This window comes from Thermanaerovibrio velox DSM 12556 (assembly GCF_000237825.1).
GTDB lineage: Bacteria > Synergistota > Synergistia > Synergistales > Synergistaceae > Thermanaerovibrio > Thermanaerovibrio velox.
The window spans coordinates 688,109-704,363 of the sequence record NZ_CM001377.1 but is presented as its reverse complement, the minus strand read 5'-3'; the positions used below and the strand labels follow the sequence as shown (position 1 = coordinate 704,363).

Below are 16,255 nucleotides of genomic sequence, written 5' to 3'. Positions count from 1 at the left end.
CTCTGCCCCATTATAATTCGGATTGAGCGTCCATAAGCTGAAACGCCGGGGAGGGTACATATGAGCCAAGACAGCGAGGACCGAACCCCCTCCAGGGGCATAAGGCACCTGGTGGGGAAAGCGGTTCACCTCTTCTCTATGATAAACGAGGGAGATCGCATACTGATAGGCCTTTCAGGGGGCAAGGACAGCCTGCTCCTCTCCTTGTGTCTGAAGGAGCTTCAAAGGCGAAGCCCTGTAAGGTTTGAGCTGCAAGCCTGCTTCATAGATCCCACCAACGGAGAGTGGAACCTAAGCCCTTTCATGGAGTTCTCCTCCCTCTTGGGCATCCCGCTCACCGTGGTCAATCACGCCACCTTCAGCATAATAGAAGCCCGGGGGGAGAGCAACCCCTGCAGCCTATGTGCAAACCTTCGAAGGGGGATCCTGGCTTCCAAGGCCCTGCAAGTGGGATGTAACGTGGTAGCATTGGGGCATCACCTGGATGACGCCATGGAGACCGCTTTTATGAACCTACTCATGGCAGGGCGATTTAAGTCGTTCGATCCCGCAATGACCATGTCCAGGACCGGGATAAGGGTCATAAGGCCCATGATATTGATCCGCGAGAAGGCCATAGAGGGGGAAATGCGAAGATTGGGCCTTAAGCCCATGGCCCCTGCCTGCCCACTGGTGGAAAAGGGCACGAAGAGGAGCGAGGTCAAGGATCTGCTGTCCAGTCTGGAGGCCCAAACACCGGGGCTAGGAGGGAACCTGCTGAACGCCTTGTTGTCCATACCAAGCCCCTTTGGATGGGGCAAGCCCCATGAGAACCCATAGAGAGGAGGGGCCCATTTGCAAGATCAGGAAGCCCTTGAGAGGTACTTCGCGTGGGATCCGAGAGAGGACGAGGATTTCCGCCCCATGATAGTGGGGGAGGGATCCATTGGAGGCAAGGGGAGGTCCCTCCTCTATGCCGCCCGCCGGCTATGGTCGAGCGGCAACGAGCTTTTAACATCTGTGAGGATACCCCCTTCCCTGTTCATAGGAACCGGGGTATTTCAGGAGGTAGTGGACCAGCTCGGCGGTCAGGACCGCATAAAAGAGCTCGTCGGGGACGACGGCACTAGGGTAGAACAAGCGTTCTTATCCGCCAAGCTGCCACCTACGGTCACCTCCGCCATAGGGTCTTTTCTTGCCACCGTGGAGGATCCGGTGGTGGTGAGAAGCAGCAGCGTCCTGGAGGATTCGATAAAACACTCCTTTGCAGGCAAGTACAGGTCCACGTTCCTGATGAACAGGGGCAGCATGGAGGAGCGTATCCGAGCCGTTGAGGAGGAGATGCTCCGAATATACGCCAGGACGTTCTTCCCCACCGCCATCGGATACCGCAAAAAACATAACCTTGGGGACGACATGATGGGCATAATAGTAATGCGAATGTCCGGCCGCTGGAGGGGACGCTACTACTACCCCACCACCGGAGGCGTCGGGTACTCACGGAACGTGCGCCGTTGGACCACGAGGGTAAGGATGGAGGACGGCATCCTGCGCTTCGTCTTCGGCCTTGGAACCATGAGCACCAAAAGGGGATACGCCAGGACCTTCTCCCTTACCAATCCCGCCCTTCGCCCAGAGGGCTCTAACCCTTACAAGATAATGAAGCACGCCCAAGAACGCTTCCAAGCGATCGACGGCAACACCGGCGAGCTGGTAACGCTGGACGTTAAGGAAATGTGGAGGGAACTCCTCAGGTGGCATCCCAACCTAGGGATCTTTGCGCAGCTTTACACCGTTGACGGAGACACCGGATACTTCTCCTCGGTGGACTATTCCACGGAGATACCAAACTCCTATTCTAAGGTCTGTTTTACCTTCGAGGACTTCCCCAAGAAGTGCCGGGTCTTCTTCGACCGCATGCGGGCCATGCTGCCCATTTTGGAACAGAGCATGGGGGTACCGGCTGACATAGAGTACGCCTACGAACCCGCTGAAGACCAGCTGGAGCTCCTGCAGTCCAGGCCCCTATGGATAGGCGGAAGCGCCGTTGGGTCCGCCAAGATCCCGGACATCACGGGGCGAAAGGTTATCCTAATGGCGGACCGGATGGTCACCGACGGGGTGCTGGAGGATGTTAAGTATCTGGTCTACGTGGATTACCGGATATACGGCTCTGGACCGGACTTCCACTCGGTGGCCCGTGGAATAGGCTACGTAAACCAATCCATGGGGGAGAACCGCTACATACTGGTCGCTCCCGGAAGGGTGGGATCCAGCAACCCGGAGCTTGGCGTGCCAGTTCAATACAACGAACTCACCCAGTGCGCCTGCATAGTGGAGCTCGGGATCCCGCGATCCGGACACATGCCGGAGCTTTCATACGGGACTCACTTCTTCTCGGACCTGGAGACCGATAACGTGATGTACATGCCCGTTTACGACGGGGAAAAGGGCAACCTGTTCGACCAGGACTGGTTTGACCAAGCGGCCTACGTGGAAGGCCCCCACATGGCCATAAGGATCTACCGGGGCAGCTTCTCGGTCTACTCGGACGGCACCGAGAACCGGGGTGTTGTGGTTGTAAACCGGGTCGACCCCCCCTGCGACTGTTGACGATCGATAAAGAGAACAAAGCACCGATAACGTGGTGGTCTCTAAAATGAAGGGGGGCCCCATCCCTAATGGGGCCCCCCTTGGGCTCAAGGCACGGAAACCAGCCCCTTATATGCCAGCCATAATCACCGGAGAAGCCCCGCCACTATGAAGTCCACCGCCTGGTCCTCTGATAGCCCCTTGGCCATGAGACCCGCTATCTTGTCGTCCGCTATCCGTCCTATGGCAGCCTCGTGGGTTATCTCCGCCTCCGAGTGGGATGCCCTAACCACCGGAGAGGCCTCCGCCACGGCCTCCCCCTGAACGATCTCGGTGCAATCCACGTGCCCCTTTGCCCCGGGAGCGGCTCCCTCTATGGTACCGTAAAAGGTACCAACGCTCCTGTCCTTGAGGACCACCCGGGCTTTAACGAGGGCAGAACTGCCACGGCCGGAAAGCTTAACCACGTCCTGAACGAGGCATCGGTCGTCGTACTTACCATAGACCTTGGAGGTTATCTCCACGGAGCTGCCAACGCCTCTTGCGTCCACGTATATGTCTATCGATAGATCCCCCACCCGGCCTTCCACCAAGGTGAAGTCCCCGCGGTACAGGGCCTTGTCCTCCAGGACCACGTTTGTCTTGGGCCGCACAACGATCTTGCCCTCCGGGCCGTGGACATGCACCTCGTTGTACGTCAGGGAAGCCCCCTCCTCAAGGTATATCTCCCCCTCCATCTGGTGAAGAAACTCCTCGGCGTTGGGGAATACACAGTGGGCCAGGAAGATGGCAGAGGAATTACGCTTCATCCTTATAACCGTGTCTATGGTTTGACGCCCCTTAGCCCCCAAGTGCCCGAAACAGATGTGAACCGGCTTTACCAGCCTCACCCCCTCGTCCAGGGTTATGAAGGCCTTTATACCGTCCTCCGTCTCCTGCGCCTCCAGGGACACCCCGGGCAGCACATGGGAAGAGAGGACGCGATTGCCGTGCACAACCACCGACACGGTATCGGGGTTCCCAAAGTGCCCACCGGAGCTCCTCTCCGCTATCTCCACCAACGTCTTGTACTCAGAGGCCACATCAAACACCGGAGCTCACCTCCCCCACCAGGTCCGGGGACGTATCCGCACAGGGTTCGCACTGGGACATGAAGTAGCGCTTTACCGCCTCGGCGCTGCCCTCCAGGATGACGTGCCCCTTGCAAACCAGATAGGACCTGCTGCACTGGGCCGCCACGTCCTCTCGATGAGTTATTATTAGAACAGAGCTTCCCTCCCGCACCATGCGGCGGAAAAGCTCCATTATGTCCACCAGGGCCAAGAGATCTACCCCTGAATCCGGCTCATCCAAGATGGCCAGCTTGGGCCTCATGAGGTAAACCGAGGCCAGCTCTATCCGCTTCCTCTCCCCGCCGGAAAGGGCCTTGTCCACCTTTCGCGCAAGGTACGACTCCTCCAGCTGAACCAGCCTCAATGCCTCCGCTAACTCTTCAACCCTTGCCCCGGGCTTGGAAAGTCCGAGATACTCCTGGACCGATATACCTTCATAACGGGCAGGATGCTGCCACGCCAGGGTTATACCCGCTTTGGCCCGATCGGTTATGGACCAATCGGTTATATCTTGCCCATCAAATGTTATTGTCCCCTTTGAAGGCAGGTACTGGGGCAACCCCATTATCGAGTAGGCAAGGGTGGACTTACCCGCCCCGTTCCTCCCTAGCACCCCAACTACCTCACCGGGGTACACGTTTATATCCACACCGCTCAATATCTGATTGCCCTCACGGTAAACGTGAAGGTCCTCCACTTGAAGCAGGGGTTTCTTGGACATCATCATGATTTCATGTCTCCTCAATGCCAGCAAAGGATGAACGGGTTCTTCAATTTACAGGACCCGAAGGGAGAGCTCCTTGGATATCCTCTCCAACATCATTATCCCCCCGAGGGAGTTACCCTTGGGGTCAAGGGCGGGACCAAAGGTCCCTATGCCGTATCGCATGGGGACCGAGGCCACGATGCCCCCTCCCACACCGCTCTTCGCGGGCACCCCCACTCGAACCGCGAACTCTCCGGAACCGTCGTACAGCCCGCAGGTGGCCATGAGGGCCCTCATGATCCTGCAAACCTTTGAGGATAAAACCCGCTCCCCAGAGAAGGGGTTAACGCCCCCGGAAGCCAGGGTAACCCCCATGACCGCCAAGTCCTTAGCGTTAACCCGTAGGCTGCACTGTCTAAAGTAGCTGTCCAATATGTCCTCAATATCCCCCTCAAGGGCCCCTACGCTCCGCAGAAAATAGGCCAAAGCCCTGTTCCTGTCGCTGGTATCCCTCTCGGAAACGTAAACCGCTTCGTCCATGTCCAGATCCATAGCCCCGGTGAGTCGCCTTGCAAGATCCCTCACGGCGGCAAAGCGGGAATGCGAATCTGGATACGGGAGCAGCGAAAGCGTCACGATGGCCCCGGCGTTTATAAGGGGGTTCTGGGGCCTATGGGGAGCCACCATCTCAAGCCTCATGATGGAGTTGAAGGGGTCGGCGGTGGGATCAACCCCCACCCGGGAGAACACCCTTTCCTCCCCCATCTCGGTTAGGGCAAGCCCAAGGGATACAACCTTGGATATGGACTGCATGGTGAAGGGGCTGTCCCAGTCACCGGCCACCCACACGTCTCCCTGAACCGATGCCATGGCTATCCCCAAAAGCCCTTTATCCTGCTTGCCAAGCTCCGGTATATACGTGGCCACGCTTCCGCGGGAAGTGCAAGGACGAACCTGCTCGACCACGGTCTCAAGGACCTTGCTTATCAACTCCCCATCCCCATGGGGCTCCAACCTTCCGTTTAAAACCTCGGTATTCATCACAGCACCTCGGAGCTTATGACATCAAAGGCCCTTTCAGCCCTCTCGGCTTCTTCCTCAAAACCAGGGCGCCCCATGAGACCGTAGGTGTATCGCTTACCCTGCTCAACCCCAGGTTGGTCAAAGGGGTTTACGCCCATGGCCAAACCGGTTATGGCGGTGGTGAACTGGTAGAAGAAGATGAGCTCTCCAAGGGACCTTGGATCCAGACGCTCCATCTGAATCCACATGACCGGACGACCCGCTCCGGCCAGGGCGGAAGCGGTGGCCATGGCCTCTTTGCGAAGCATCTCGCCAAGGCCCTTGCCCGCCAGGTAATCCAGGGATTTGAGGGCCTCGGAAGAAGCTTGCGGGATCGCCACATCCTGCGGGAAAGCCACGTCGATGATGGTGAAGAACTTGTCATCCGGGCCTTCCATGTACAGCTGCACCTGGGAGTGCTGATCGATCGCCCCAAGGGCCCTTATAGGAGTGGTACCTCGTCCCTCCTTGCCCAAGCTCTCCCCCCACAGCTGGGCAAACCACTCGGAAAAACGCTCAAGCCTGCTGGAATATGGCATCATCACCGCCATGGGGCGTTGGGAGATTTCATGGTACAGATGACAGGCCGCGAGCCTCATGGCGGGATTACGATCAAAGTCCCCTTGGGAAATAAGGCCGTCCCTCATGGCCCTAGCACCCTCCAACAGCTGATCTACCGGAATCCCCAGGGCTGCGGCGGACAAAAGTCCCACTGGGCTAAGCACTGAATAGCGCCCTCCAACGTCGGACCTCAAGGGTAGACTCCTACAGCCGGTCTCGTTAACGAACTTCCTGAAGATCCCGCCCTCCGGGTCGGTTATCAGGAGCACCGAATCGTAGGAGCCTTTGAGCTTATCGAGGAACCACATGAACTGGGACGTGGTCTCCGCGGTCGAACCGGACTTGCTCACCCCCACCAGGGCGAAACGGCGCCCCTCTAGGTCCTTCCACATCTCTTGGAGCTTCATGGGATCGGGGTTGTCCGCCAGGTAGAAGCACGGCTTCGCCGTTTTCATCTCAATATCCCCGATAAGGGCCTGATGGAGCATCAGGTTACCCAGCGCGGATCCACCTATGCCCACCTGGACAAAGGCATCGAATCCCCTTAGCCAATCGGCGGCCTCCATTACACCGTCTACCTCCTGATCCGGTAGGTCCATCCAACCGAGCCAAGAGGGGTCCTTGCGGTTCACCAGATCATGAAAAGCCGACAACACCCGGGACTTAAGGGATGAAAGGACCTCCCCGGATGGAAGGTCCTTTCCCCAAACAGCCCCTAAGGCAAACTTAAGGGACGACCCCATGGCTCTACTCCCCAAGGTCCTCTCGATCTACGGTTATCTCAACCTCAGCGGACTGGACGTCCCCGGGGATGAAGAGCTGCCGACGCCTTATTACGACCGTCACAAGCTCCACCACGCCGTAGGCCTTGATCAGCCTGCGGGCTATCTCCAAGGCCAACCCTTCCATCGCTTTAAACTTGGTGGTCATCACCACCTTCTGGACTATCTCATAAACCGACGCATCCGCCACAGGAGGTACCTTCTCACTGTCAAGATCCTTGGGCTCAACGTCATATGACAGGCTCAGGTCTATCTCCAAAACCTGTCCCAGCTCCCTTTCCACCTCCAGGGCCCCATGAAACGCGTGGAAATGTATGCCCTTGATCGTCATGGTGGTAAGCATGGCTCTCGCCTCCCGAGATATTAAACTGTGTTGCCACCTTTTAAATCATACCAAATAAGGGGCTTCAGATACAGCACGGGCCCGGGTAACCCAAGGGCCCGGACCCGCTTAACCGCAAAAACCATGCACGCACTTTAGATTTAAGCAGGGCTGAAGCTATAGAAGCCCCGCGTCCCTAAGGGCCTTGTCTATAGCCCCCTGGTCAAATCCAACTATGTACTTCTCCCCCACCTGTATAACCGGAACCCCCATTTGCTTTGTGGCCTTCACCATCTCCATGGCAGCCTCCCGATTGGCACTTACGTCCACATCCTCAAAGGCCACGTTAAGGGACCTGAGGTAATCCTTGGCCTTAACACACCAAGGGCAAGTCTTGGTGGAGAAAACCTTAACACCCATAAGCAACTCCTCCTCTCACGTCTGGATCTCTAAGCCCTGTCACATTATCACCCAACAAGGCCTGTGACATATACCCTTACAGGGTATATATTACCACCTCCTGATGTACCGTCAACCTCAACGCCATCGAGAAAAAAATAACTAATGCTTGAACCTTTAAACAACGGTTCGCACCTCCGAAAATACTGCTAAAATTAGCCCCGTAAGCGGCCAGCGAACCGGGGTTTGCAACCCCTAAAACCATAGGGAGGGTCGATAATGTACGCCATAGTATCCAAAAGGCGCATAGCACCCAAGGAGTACGACGTTTGGGTTGAAGCGCCTATGGTGGCACGGCACGCAAAGCCGGGGCAGTTCGTGGTGGTAAGGCCTCACGAAAAGGGAGAGCGCATCCCTCTCACAATAGCGGACTTCAACGAGGACAAAGGGCTTGTAAGGCTTATCTTCCAGGTGGTAGGCAAGTCCACCGCCTTCATGGCTTCCCTCAACGAAGGAGACAAACTGGCGGACGTGTCCGGACCGCTAGGCACGCCAAGCGAGATCCACAACTTCGGCACCGTCATGATGGTGGGGGGAGGGGTTGGGATAGCCGCCCTGTTCCCCATACTAAGGGCACTTAAAAAGGCGGGCAACAGGACTGTAACCATACTGGGAGGCAGGACCTCCGATCTGGTCATAATGAAGGACGAGTGCGCCCAGTGGTCCGACAGGCTCATCGTAACCACCGACGACGGCTCCGAGGGCATGAAGGGACTCGTTACCGACGCCATGAAGCTGGTGGCAGGGGAGGAAAAGATAGATCAGTGCTGGGCAATAGGGCCTTCCATAATGATGAAGTTCTGCTCCCTCACCGCCCAAGACCTTAACATCCCCATATGGGTCTCCCTGAACCCCTTGATGGTGGACGGCACCGGCATGTGCGGATGCTGCAGGGTCACCGTGGACGACAAGATTCGTTTCGCCTGCGTGGACGGCCCGGAGTTCGACGGGACCAAGGTCAACTGGGACGAGTTCCTGAACAGGCTCAAGCAGTACAAGGACGAGGAAAGGATATCCATTGAGAGATACGAGCAGGAGGTAGGTGACCTATCATGGCTCTGATCAAACCCAAGACCAAAACCCCCATAAAGGAACAGGACCCCAAGGAACGGTGCTCCAACTTCCAGGAGGTGTGTCTAGGATACACCCTGGAGGAGGGGGTGGAAGAGGCCAACCGCTGCCTCCAGTGCAAGAACGCCCCGTGCATAAAAGGCTGCCCGGTGGCCATAGACATCCCAGGATTCATAAAGGCAGTGGCCGAGTCGGACATGCCCAGGGCGGCGGAGATCCTATGCAGCTACACTAACCTGCCCGCAGTTTGCGGAAGGGTATGCCCCCAGGAGAACCAGTGCGAAGGGGTCTGCACCCTGGGCAAGGTCCCGGGGTTCGAACCAGTTGCCATAGGCAAGCTGGAAAGGCTCGTGGCGGACTGGAAGTATCAAAACCAGCCCTCATCTCCCAAACCCCAAAAAGGACCTTCCAAAGGACGAATCGCAGTCATAGGATCCGGACCGTCAGGCCTTACGTTGGCAGGGGACATGGCCAAGAGGGGATACGAGGTGGTGATCTTCGAGGCCCTGCATGCCGCCGGCGGGGTCCTGGTCTACGGCATACCGGAGTTCCGACTCCCCAAGAAGATAGTGGAGATGGAGATCGGAGCCCTTAAGGACCTGGGGGTCCAGATAGTAACCAACGCGGTGGTGGGCAAGAGCGTGGAGATCAAGGAACTGCTTGAGCAGTTCGACGGGATCTACATAGCCGTCGGAGCCGGAGCACCTCATTTCCAGGGGATACCGGGCACCACGCTAAACGGGGTCTACTCCGCAAGCGAATACCTAACCAGAATAAACCTGATGCACGCCTATGAGTTCCCCGACTTTGACACCCCAACCAAGAGGTCCAAGAGGGTCGTGGTGGTAGGAGGGGGAAACGTGGCCATGGATGCCGCCAGATCCGCAAGACGCCTAGGCGCTGAAGAGGTCCAGGTGGTATATAGAAGGTCCCTAAAGGAGCTACCCGCCAGGATCGAGGAGTACCACCATGCGGTGGAAGAGGGGATAATCTTCAACTGGCTCACCAACCCGGTGGAGTACATTGGGAACGCCGAGGGACAGCTTATAGGGGTTAAATGCATCCGGATGGAACTTGGGGAGCCGGACGCCTCGGGACGCAGGCGTCCCGTGCCAGTACCGGGCAGCGAGTTCGTCATAGAGGCTGACACCGCCATCGAGGCCATAGGCCAGGGAGCAAACAAGGTGCTTTTATCCACCTTCCCGGAGCTCAAGCTTAACAAGTGGGGCTACATAGAGGCGGACCCCAAGACCGGCGCCACTTCCGTGCCAGGCGTATACGCGGGGGGCGATATAGTAACCGGTGCCGCCACGGTCATCCTCGCCATGGGAGCCGGCAAGGACGCCGCAGAGGCCATGGACAAGTACATATCCCAAAAGAAGGACAATGCTTAAGGACCCAGCGCGGTTTAAAGCGGAGGTCATCGCCCTTGCAGGAGCCCGGGATGACCAGGAGTTCATCCGTTACGTCAACGGCGTCACCGACAGGATGTGGCACCACGTGGTGACCGAGGAAGGGCTGTCGGCTCAAGAGGCGGAAGAAAGACTCTTCCAGTTCTACGAGGAGGATAAACGCTTCTTCAAGGGCTAAGGGCAACAACTGCAAAAGCGGCACATATCTTTCTTAATCGAAGAATACTGCCACAAACCACCGGGGGGAGGGAACCTAACGTTCTCTCTCCCTTGTCGCTTTTCGACCATACGCCTCTTTGACAGCCATTCATATATTATCCACTAGAGCACCAACAACACTTGACTTATAATAACCAAATGCAACAGTATAAAAAAGGAGGGATCGAGTATCCCTCGTCCCTCCTTAGCAACAACCAAGACCAGACCTTCTAGAAAACAACCTGGGTCCTCAATCGTACCAAATGATCGTCCCCCTCGTTTTTACCACTCCCGCCCCCGGTACCATAGTCTATGTTGTCATAGGTAGCTTCAATCTTTACCGCCCGGTTGAGCTGGTAAACTATACCGAACGTATAGTTCTTGGTGTCATCAAGATTAGGAGTGCTAGGATCATTAAAACTAGCTCTAACATATCTCTGGAAGGTGCTCCACTTGTCGTCCCACTTCTGATCCGCCCGGGCGAAGAACACGGTGGTGTCACCATCCCTAGAATCGGGTCCCCGGTTAAACAAGACCTCTGCCCCATAGTTGCTGTAAGCACTGCTGCTGCGATCCTTGGTCATCACAAACGCATCATCGATCTTGGCGTACTCGAGCCACAGGCTGGTGAACTTCAGGAGATCCTGCTTGGCGTCCAGGATGACCTTGTAGGCCGCGGGGCTGTCGTTATCCAACGTCGCATTACGTTGCTTCCACAGGCTTTGTTTGTAGTAGACTCCTTTCAAGGACACCGAGGGATTGAACTTGAACTCCATGTCAGCACCATAGACGTCCTGGAGGCCAATCCTATCTAGCGTCCCACCGGGGCCATCTCCCCTTCGATCTTCCGCAAAATCATAGCTGCGCCAAACCCCCATGAGGCCCAGCCGGAACTGCTCGTTGAAGTTGAAGTCCATCCGAGCACCGTACATGAAGTACTCATCCACGGAAGCGGTGTCATCGTCCTGATGGGCCACAAAGGCATCAAAGTCCACCATGCCGAAGCTCCTCTGGAACCGGAAGCCCTTGAGATCCCAGTCGCCCACGAAGGCCTCGTTATCAACATAGAGACCCCTCTCGTCCTCCCAGTCGATGTTCTGGAGACCCACGGTCATGGTGATGTGGTAGGGCAGCTTGGTGGTAACAAAGTACTGTTCCCAGGCGACGCTGTCATACTCGGACTCGCCAGTGTTGTTCTTCGTCGCCACCTTGCCGAGCCTGGAGGTGAAGGTGGTGGTCTCGTTGATCCGCTTCTTGATCCAGAGGCGGTAACGGTTCAGGTCGAACTCGTTCTTGCCGTCGAAATCGTACTTGGTTTCGTTCTCGTTGGCGAACTTGGCATCGAAACGGAGCTCACCGGAGAGGCTCCAGCCGCCCAGGTCCTTCTCAAGCACCGCCACGCGGCTGTCGAGCTTGTCCACCTTAACGCCGAGGGCGTCCAGCTCGTCCTTGAACTCCACGACCAGCTTCTTCAGCATCTCCACGTCCTGCTTGCTGGCCTTGTCAAGGTCAACCTTGGCGAGCGCCCGGGCCACGATGGAAGCCATCTCGTAACGAGTGGCGGGCTGACCGCCCTTGAAGGAACCATCGGGATAGCCGGAGATCACGCCCTTGGAAGCCAGCTGACTCACCGCATCGTAAGCCCAGTGGTTCATAGGAACGTCCATGAACGGGTTGGCCGCGAAAGCAGGGGCCGCAAAGGCCACCAACAGAGCGGCAGCGAGAATCGCAAAGCTCTTCTTCATATCGTTTTTACCCCCTTGAGTCTGTATTTTAGACTCGGGACCCAAGGACCGAACGGGACACCGCCCAAAACGCGAAACACCGCAAGAACCCTAGTTCCCTCACGGATAACCGCGCCAAGGCCGCCCGCCGAATCCAAAATCCCGCGCCCTTGGAACTCCGCTCCCCCTTTTTGGCTTGGGGGCATCGCACCTCCTTTCCCGCCCTCAGGGCTTACTGCAGCACCTCATTTCATTATTTTTTAGACAATAATTATATATCTAAAATACTTCGCGCATCAACAACAACTTAAGTCACCAAATCTATCCACCCTAAAGCTCCGCTGGGTATGAGACGTTAATTTTTCAAGGGCCCAACCTACAATGAGTCCATAAAAACCCGGGCCGGGGGGCAATAAAACTTGAACCATCAACACCCTAATTCCGTTATTTAAAAACGTTACTTAAAATCAGGACCAAGTTGGAGAACATCGCTTGACCGCACTCTATATTTACCACCAGGGGATTAAAAAAGGGGAGGAAGGCTCCCCCCCAAATTTCAAGGTCCCATAAGAAACCCCAAACTTCCTTAAGGCATCAAAGACACAGATGGCCTATTCCTCCTCTTCCTTCCTCTCCGCCGCCGCTGCGGCTATGACCTTCTTGGCGATCTCGGAAGGAACTTCCTCGTAATGGGAGAAGTCCATGGTAAAGGTGCCCCGGCCGCTGGTCATGGATCTGAGGATTATGGCGTAACGGAACATCTCCGCCAGCGGACACTGGGCCTTCACCACCTGGAGCTTACCGTTGCTGTCTATCCCCATTATCCTGCCCCTGCGGCCGTTGAAGTCACCCATGACGTCACCAAGACACTCCTCAGGAACCGTAACCTCCACGTTCATGATGGGCTCCAACAACACCGGGGAAGCATCCATGAACGCCTTCTTGAACGCCATGGAAGCCGCTATCTTAAACGCCATTTCGGAGGAGTCCACGTCGTGGTAGGAACCATCGTACAGGGCACAAACGAAGTCCACCGCAGGATACCCCGCCAAGACCCCCTTCGCGGCCGCCTCCCGCAGACCCTTCTCCGCCGCGGGTATGAAGTTCTTAGGAACCACACCTCCGACTATCCGGTCCAGGAACACTATGCCAGATCCCCTCTCCCCAGGGGAAAGCTCAAACCATACATCCCCGTACTGCCCGCGCCCACCGGTCTGCTTCTTATACTTACCCTGGGCCTTGGCGCTCTTCTTTATGGCCTCCCGATAGGGCACCTTGGGGGTCTTGGTGTCCAACTCAACCTTGTAACGGTCCTTTATCTTGGAAAGGACTATGTCTATGTGCAAATCCCCCATGCCAGACAGCACGGAATCCCCAGTCTCAGGGTTCTTGGTGAAGCTCAAGGTCCTGTCCTCGTCCAGCATCTTATGGATGGCGTTGCCAAGCTTGTCCTCATCCGCCCGGCTCTTGGGGGTTACCGCCACGCTGTAAACCGGCTTGGGGAAGCTTATGGGAGGGAACTTCATGTCCTGACCCTTGATGCTCAGGGTATCCCCAACCTGAGCCTTCTCAAGCTTAGGTATGGCCACGATATCCCCCGTGACAACCTCCTTAACGTCCTCCCCTTCCTTGCCCTTCATGAGACGGAAGGCGCTAACCCTGTCCTCCTCGCCGCGGTTGACGTTAAAGACCCCGTGATCCGCAGTGTTCCTCCCGGAAAACACCCTTATGAAGGAAAGCTTCCCCACGTAGGGATCCACCATCACCTTAAAACACATGGCATAGAACGGACCTGACGGATCAGGGGGCAGCAAGGCCTCGGAGCCATCGGGTTTTACCATCTTCCGGGGAGACATCTCCAGCGGAGAAGGCAAAACATCCGCCAGGATATCCAGGAACTGAACAACCCCAACGTTAACAGTGCTGGAACCAGGTATGACCGGGAACACCATGCGCTCCCGGACCGCCTTCCTCAAGGCGGGCACCAGCTCCTCGTAGGAGATCTCCTCCCCGTCCAGGTAGCGCATCATAAGCTCATCGTCCGCCTCAACCACTCGCTCAACCAACGAATCCCTCAGACCGGAGACCTTGTCCTTCAGGTCCGCCGGGACATCCCCAACCTCAAAGGACTTGCTGCCATCACCTTTGTACGTGTAAGCCTTGAGGGAGAGAACGTCCACTATACCCTTAAACGACGCCTCCTGACCTATGGGAACAAAAAGGGGAGCTACCCGGTCCGAAAAGGACTCCTTGAGCTCCCCCACAACCTTATCGTAATCCGCGTGCTCCCGATCCATCTTGCTCACATAGAAGACAACCGGTATTCCCTCCGCTTCAGCCCCTTCCCAGCACCTCTGGGTCTGAACCTCCACGCCGTGAACCCCGCTTACCAGGATGACCGCCGAGTCCACCACCTTCAAGGCGCAAATCTGCTCACCCTGGAAGTCCGAGAACCCTGGGGTGTCCAGCACGTAAAGGGTCTTGCCCTTGTACGGCACCGTGAGAAGAGAGGTCCCTATGGATATCTGACGCTTGTGCTCCTCCGCGTCGAAGTCGGAGACCGTGTTCTTGTCCTCCACTTTCCCCATCCGGGTTGTCAAGCCCGCGTCGAAGAGCATAGCCTCGGCCAGGGAGGTCTTCCCTGCACCACCATGGGATAATAGCGCTACGGTCCGGATGTCCTCAGGTTTCCTTGTCCCCATCGCTTCTGCCTCCTAGAGGAACGGTATTCACCCCAGACTCCGCCGGGGCACGGAACAGCACACATTCCTTATCTTAAGGCAACGATTGAGGAACAGTCAAACTTATCAGCATTACATACCTAATCTACTCCAAGCTTACCCCTTATCAACTGGGCCACCTCAGCGGGGTCAGCCTGCCCCTTGGCCAGGCGCATAACCTGTCCCTGCAAAAACCTCTCTTTGGCCCCCTTCTTGTCCTTCCCAGCTAAGATCTCCTCTACCACCTCTCCATTTTCCGCTAAAACACCATCCACCAGCTCCGCCAAACGCTCCCCGGACAACCTGGCACCTATACCGAGCTTTCTTATCGCATCCTCCGGACCACAGCGATCCTCGAGCATGCACTTCAATATGGACTTCACTGCCCCAGGAGAGAGCTCCCCCTTGAGAACCTTAAGGTCCAGGACCCAAAGGTCCTCGGGCAAAACCCTAAGATCCCCTATGGAACTCGCCCCCAATGCCTCAACCATGGGCAAAAGCTCCATCCTTATCCAGTTGACGGCACTCCTGGGTCGGGTCCCCTTAGCAACCGCGGCCTCGAAGAAGTCCGCCACATCCCTTCGCTCCAACAGCACCGATAGGTCATCCCCGCTTATCTCATACTCCCTGGCAAAACGAACCTCCTTCTCCCACGGGAGCTCCGGAAGCTGCTTCCTAATCCTCTCAAGATCCCTATCGGCCATCTCAAAGGGAGGAAGGTCCGGATCCGGGAAGTAACGATAGTCATGGGCCTCCTCCTTGCCCCTGGTACCCAGGGTCACCCCCTCTGCATCATCCCAGTGACGGGTCTCCTGGATAACCCGACCTCCCCGGTCCAGCAACTCCCCCTGACGGGCTATCTCATAGGCCAAGGCCCGCTCGAGGGCCTTGAGGGAGTTCAAGTTCTTTATCTCCACCTTCGTGCCCAACGAACCATCCTCACCGCACAAGGACACGTTCGCATCCACCCGCAATGACCCGTCCTCCATGTCCCCATCGGACACACCAAGGTACCGAACCAACCGCCTGAGCCGCTCCACGTACTCCCTGGCCTCCCCGGGAGAGCTCATGTCCGGCATGGACACTATCTCCATGAGGGGCACCCCGGAACGGTTGTAATCCACCAGCGAGTGGCTGGCACCCCCAAGCCTGCCGTCCTCGGCGGAGTGAACCAGCTTGCCCGCATCCTCCTCCAGGTGAAGCCGCTGGATCCGCACGGACTTCCCGTCACGGAGCACAATGGATCCGCTGACCCCTATGGGCAGGTCATACTGGCTTATCTGATAACCCTTTGGAAGATCCGGGTAGAAGTAGTTCTTACGGTGGAAGCGAATCCTGCTGTTAACCGAACACCCCAGCGCCATGGCGGTGAGATACGATGCCTCCAACGCCGCCCTGTTCGGAACCGGAAGGGCCCCAGGAAGACCAAGGCAAAGGGGGCACACGTTCTTGTTGGGTACCGCACCTATGTAGTCCACCGGACAGGAGCAGAAGAGCTTGGTGGAGGTGGATATCTGAACGTGAACCTCCAGTCCTATCACAACCTGCCTCATGC

General features: G+C 56.8%; 14 protein-coding genes. 5 read left to right on the top strand and 9 right to left on the bottom strand.

The features are described from left to right. Positions 1–60: 60 nt before the first annotated feature. The gene (locus THEVEDRAFT_RS03345) at positions 61–819 is read left to right on the top strand and encodes a tRNA 2-thiocytidine(32) synthetase TtcA (RefSeq protein WP_006583319.1); all 759 of its coding nucleotides are present in this window, start codon (positions 61–63) and stop codon (positions 817–819) included. Between the two features lie 15 nt (positions 820–834). Next, positions 835–2,592: a PEP/pyruvate-binding domain-containing protein gene (locus THEVEDRAFT_RS03340; RefSeq protein ID WP_006583318.1), complete on the top strand. Its 1,758-nt coding sequence runs from the start codon at positions 835–837 to the stop codon at positions 2,590–2,592. 125 nt (positions 2,593–2,717) lie between these two features. Here the strand turns inward: THEVEDRAFT_RS03340 and THEVEDRAFT_RS03335 are convergent, their stop codons facing one another. The 6 genes from THEVEDRAFT_RS03335 to THEVEDRAFT_RS03310 form a co-directional block, all read right to left on the bottom strand. Continuing rightward, positions 2,718–3,662, bottom strand: coding sequence for a SufB/SufD family protein (locus THEVEDRAFT_RS03335; protein WP_006583317.1), 945 nt, complete (start codon positions 3,660–3,662; stop codon positions 2,718–2,720). Continuing rightward, positions 3,655–4,410 (bottom strand): ATP-binding cassette domain-containing protein, encoded by a 756-nt coding sequence (locus tag THEVEDRAFT_RS03330; protein WP_006583316.1) that lies wholly within the window; start codon positions 4,408–4,410, stop codon positions 3,655–3,657. Before THEVEDRAFT_RS03330 ends, THEVEDRAFT_RS03335 begins: the two co-directional genes overlap by 8 nt. A gap of 48 nt (positions 4,411–4,458) precedes the next feature. Beyond that, a complete protein-coding gene (gene glsA / locus THEVEDRAFT_RS03325; protein ID WP_006583315.1) occupies positions 4,459–5,430 on the bottom strand; it encodes a glutaminase A in 972 nt (323 codons plus the stop codon). Beyond that, positions 5,430–6,755 carry a glucose-6-phosphate isomerase gene (locus THEVEDRAFT_RS03320; RefSeq protein WP_006583314.1) on the bottom strand — a complete coding sequence of 442 codons (1,326 nt, stop codon included), beginning with the start codon at positions 6,753–6,755 and terminating at the stop codon, positions 5,430–5,432. The genes glsA and THEVEDRAFT_RS03320 overlap by 1 nt, the downstream gene beginning before the upstream one ends. 4 nt (positions 6,756–6,759) lie before the next feature. Beyond that, entirely contained in the window at positions 6,760–7,137 is a 378-nt protein-coding gene (locus THEVEDRAFT_RS03315; protein ID WP_006583313.1) for a dihydroneopterin aldolase, read from the bottom strand. 156 nt (positions 7,138–7,293) lie between these two features. Beyond that, the gene (locus THEVEDRAFT_RS03310; RefSeq protein WP_006583312.1) at positions 7,294–7,536 is read right to left on the bottom strand and encodes a glutaredoxin domain-containing protein; all 243 of its coding nucleotides are present in this window, start codon (positions 7,534–7,536) and stop codon (positions 7,294–7,296) included. A 258-nt stretch (positions 7,537–7,794) separates the two neighbouring features. Here THEVEDRAFT_RS03310 and THEVEDRAFT_RS03305 point away from each other — a divergent pair, with 258 nt between their 5' ends. The 3 genes from THEVEDRAFT_RS03305 to THEVEDRAFT_RS03295 are packed head-to-tail and all read left to right on the top strand — an operon-like array spanning position 7,795 to position 10,236. Next, positions 7,795–8,637 (top strand): sulfide/dihydroorotate dehydrogenase-like FAD/NAD-binding protein, encoded by an 843-nt coding sequence (locus tag THEVEDRAFT_RS03305; protein ID WP_006583311.1) that lies wholly within the window; start codon positions 7,795–7,797, stop codon positions 8,635–8,637. Continuing rightward, the gene (gene gltA / locus THEVEDRAFT_RS03300; protein WP_006583310.1) at positions 8,628–10,040 is read left to right on the top strand and encodes an NADPH-dependent glutamate synthase; all 1,413 of its coding nucleotides are present in this window, start codon (positions 8,628–8,630) and stop codon (positions 10,038–10,040) included. Before THEVEDRAFT_RS03305 ends, gltA begins: the two co-directional genes overlap by 10 nt. Beyond that, positions 10,033–10,236 carry a hypothetical protein gene (locus THEVEDRAFT_RS03295; protein ID WP_006583309.1) on the top strand — a complete coding sequence of 68 codons (204 nt, stop codon included), beginning with the start codon at positions 10,033–10,035 and terminating at the stop codon, positions 10,234–10,236. The genes gltA and THEVEDRAFT_RS03295 overlap by 8 nt, the downstream gene beginning before the upstream one ends. A gap of 250 nt (positions 10,237–10,486) precedes the next feature. Here THEVEDRAFT_RS03295 and THEVEDRAFT_RS03290 read toward each other — a convergent pair whose 3' ends face one another. The 3 genes from THEVEDRAFT_RS03290 to gatB form a co-directional block, all read right to left on the bottom strand. Next, positions 10,487–12,001 carry an S-layer homology domain-containing protein gene (locus tag THEVEDRAFT_RS03290; RefSeq protein ID WP_006583307.1) on the bottom strand — a complete coding sequence of 505 codons (1,515 nt, stop codon included), beginning with the start codon at positions 11,999–12,001 and terminating at the stop codon, positions 10,487–10,489. A 590-nt stretch (positions 12,002–12,591) separates the two neighbouring features. Next, the gene (gene fusA, locus THEVEDRAFT_RS03280) at positions 12,592–14,682 is read right to left on the bottom strand and encodes an elongation factor G (protein WP_006583306.1); all 2,091 of its coding nucleotides are present in this window, start codon (positions 14,680–14,682) and stop codon (positions 12,592–12,594) included. A 119-nt stretch (positions 14,683–14,801) separates the two neighbouring features. Further along, complete coding sequence (gene gatB, locus THEVEDRAFT_RS03275) at positions 14,802–16,253, bottom strand: Asp-tRNA(Asn)/Glu-tRNA(Gln) amidotransferase subunit GatB (RefSeq protein ID WP_006583305.1); 1,452 nt, start codon at positions 16,251–16,253, stop codon at positions 14,802–14,804. Positions 16,254–16,255 lie beyond the last annotated feature (2 nt).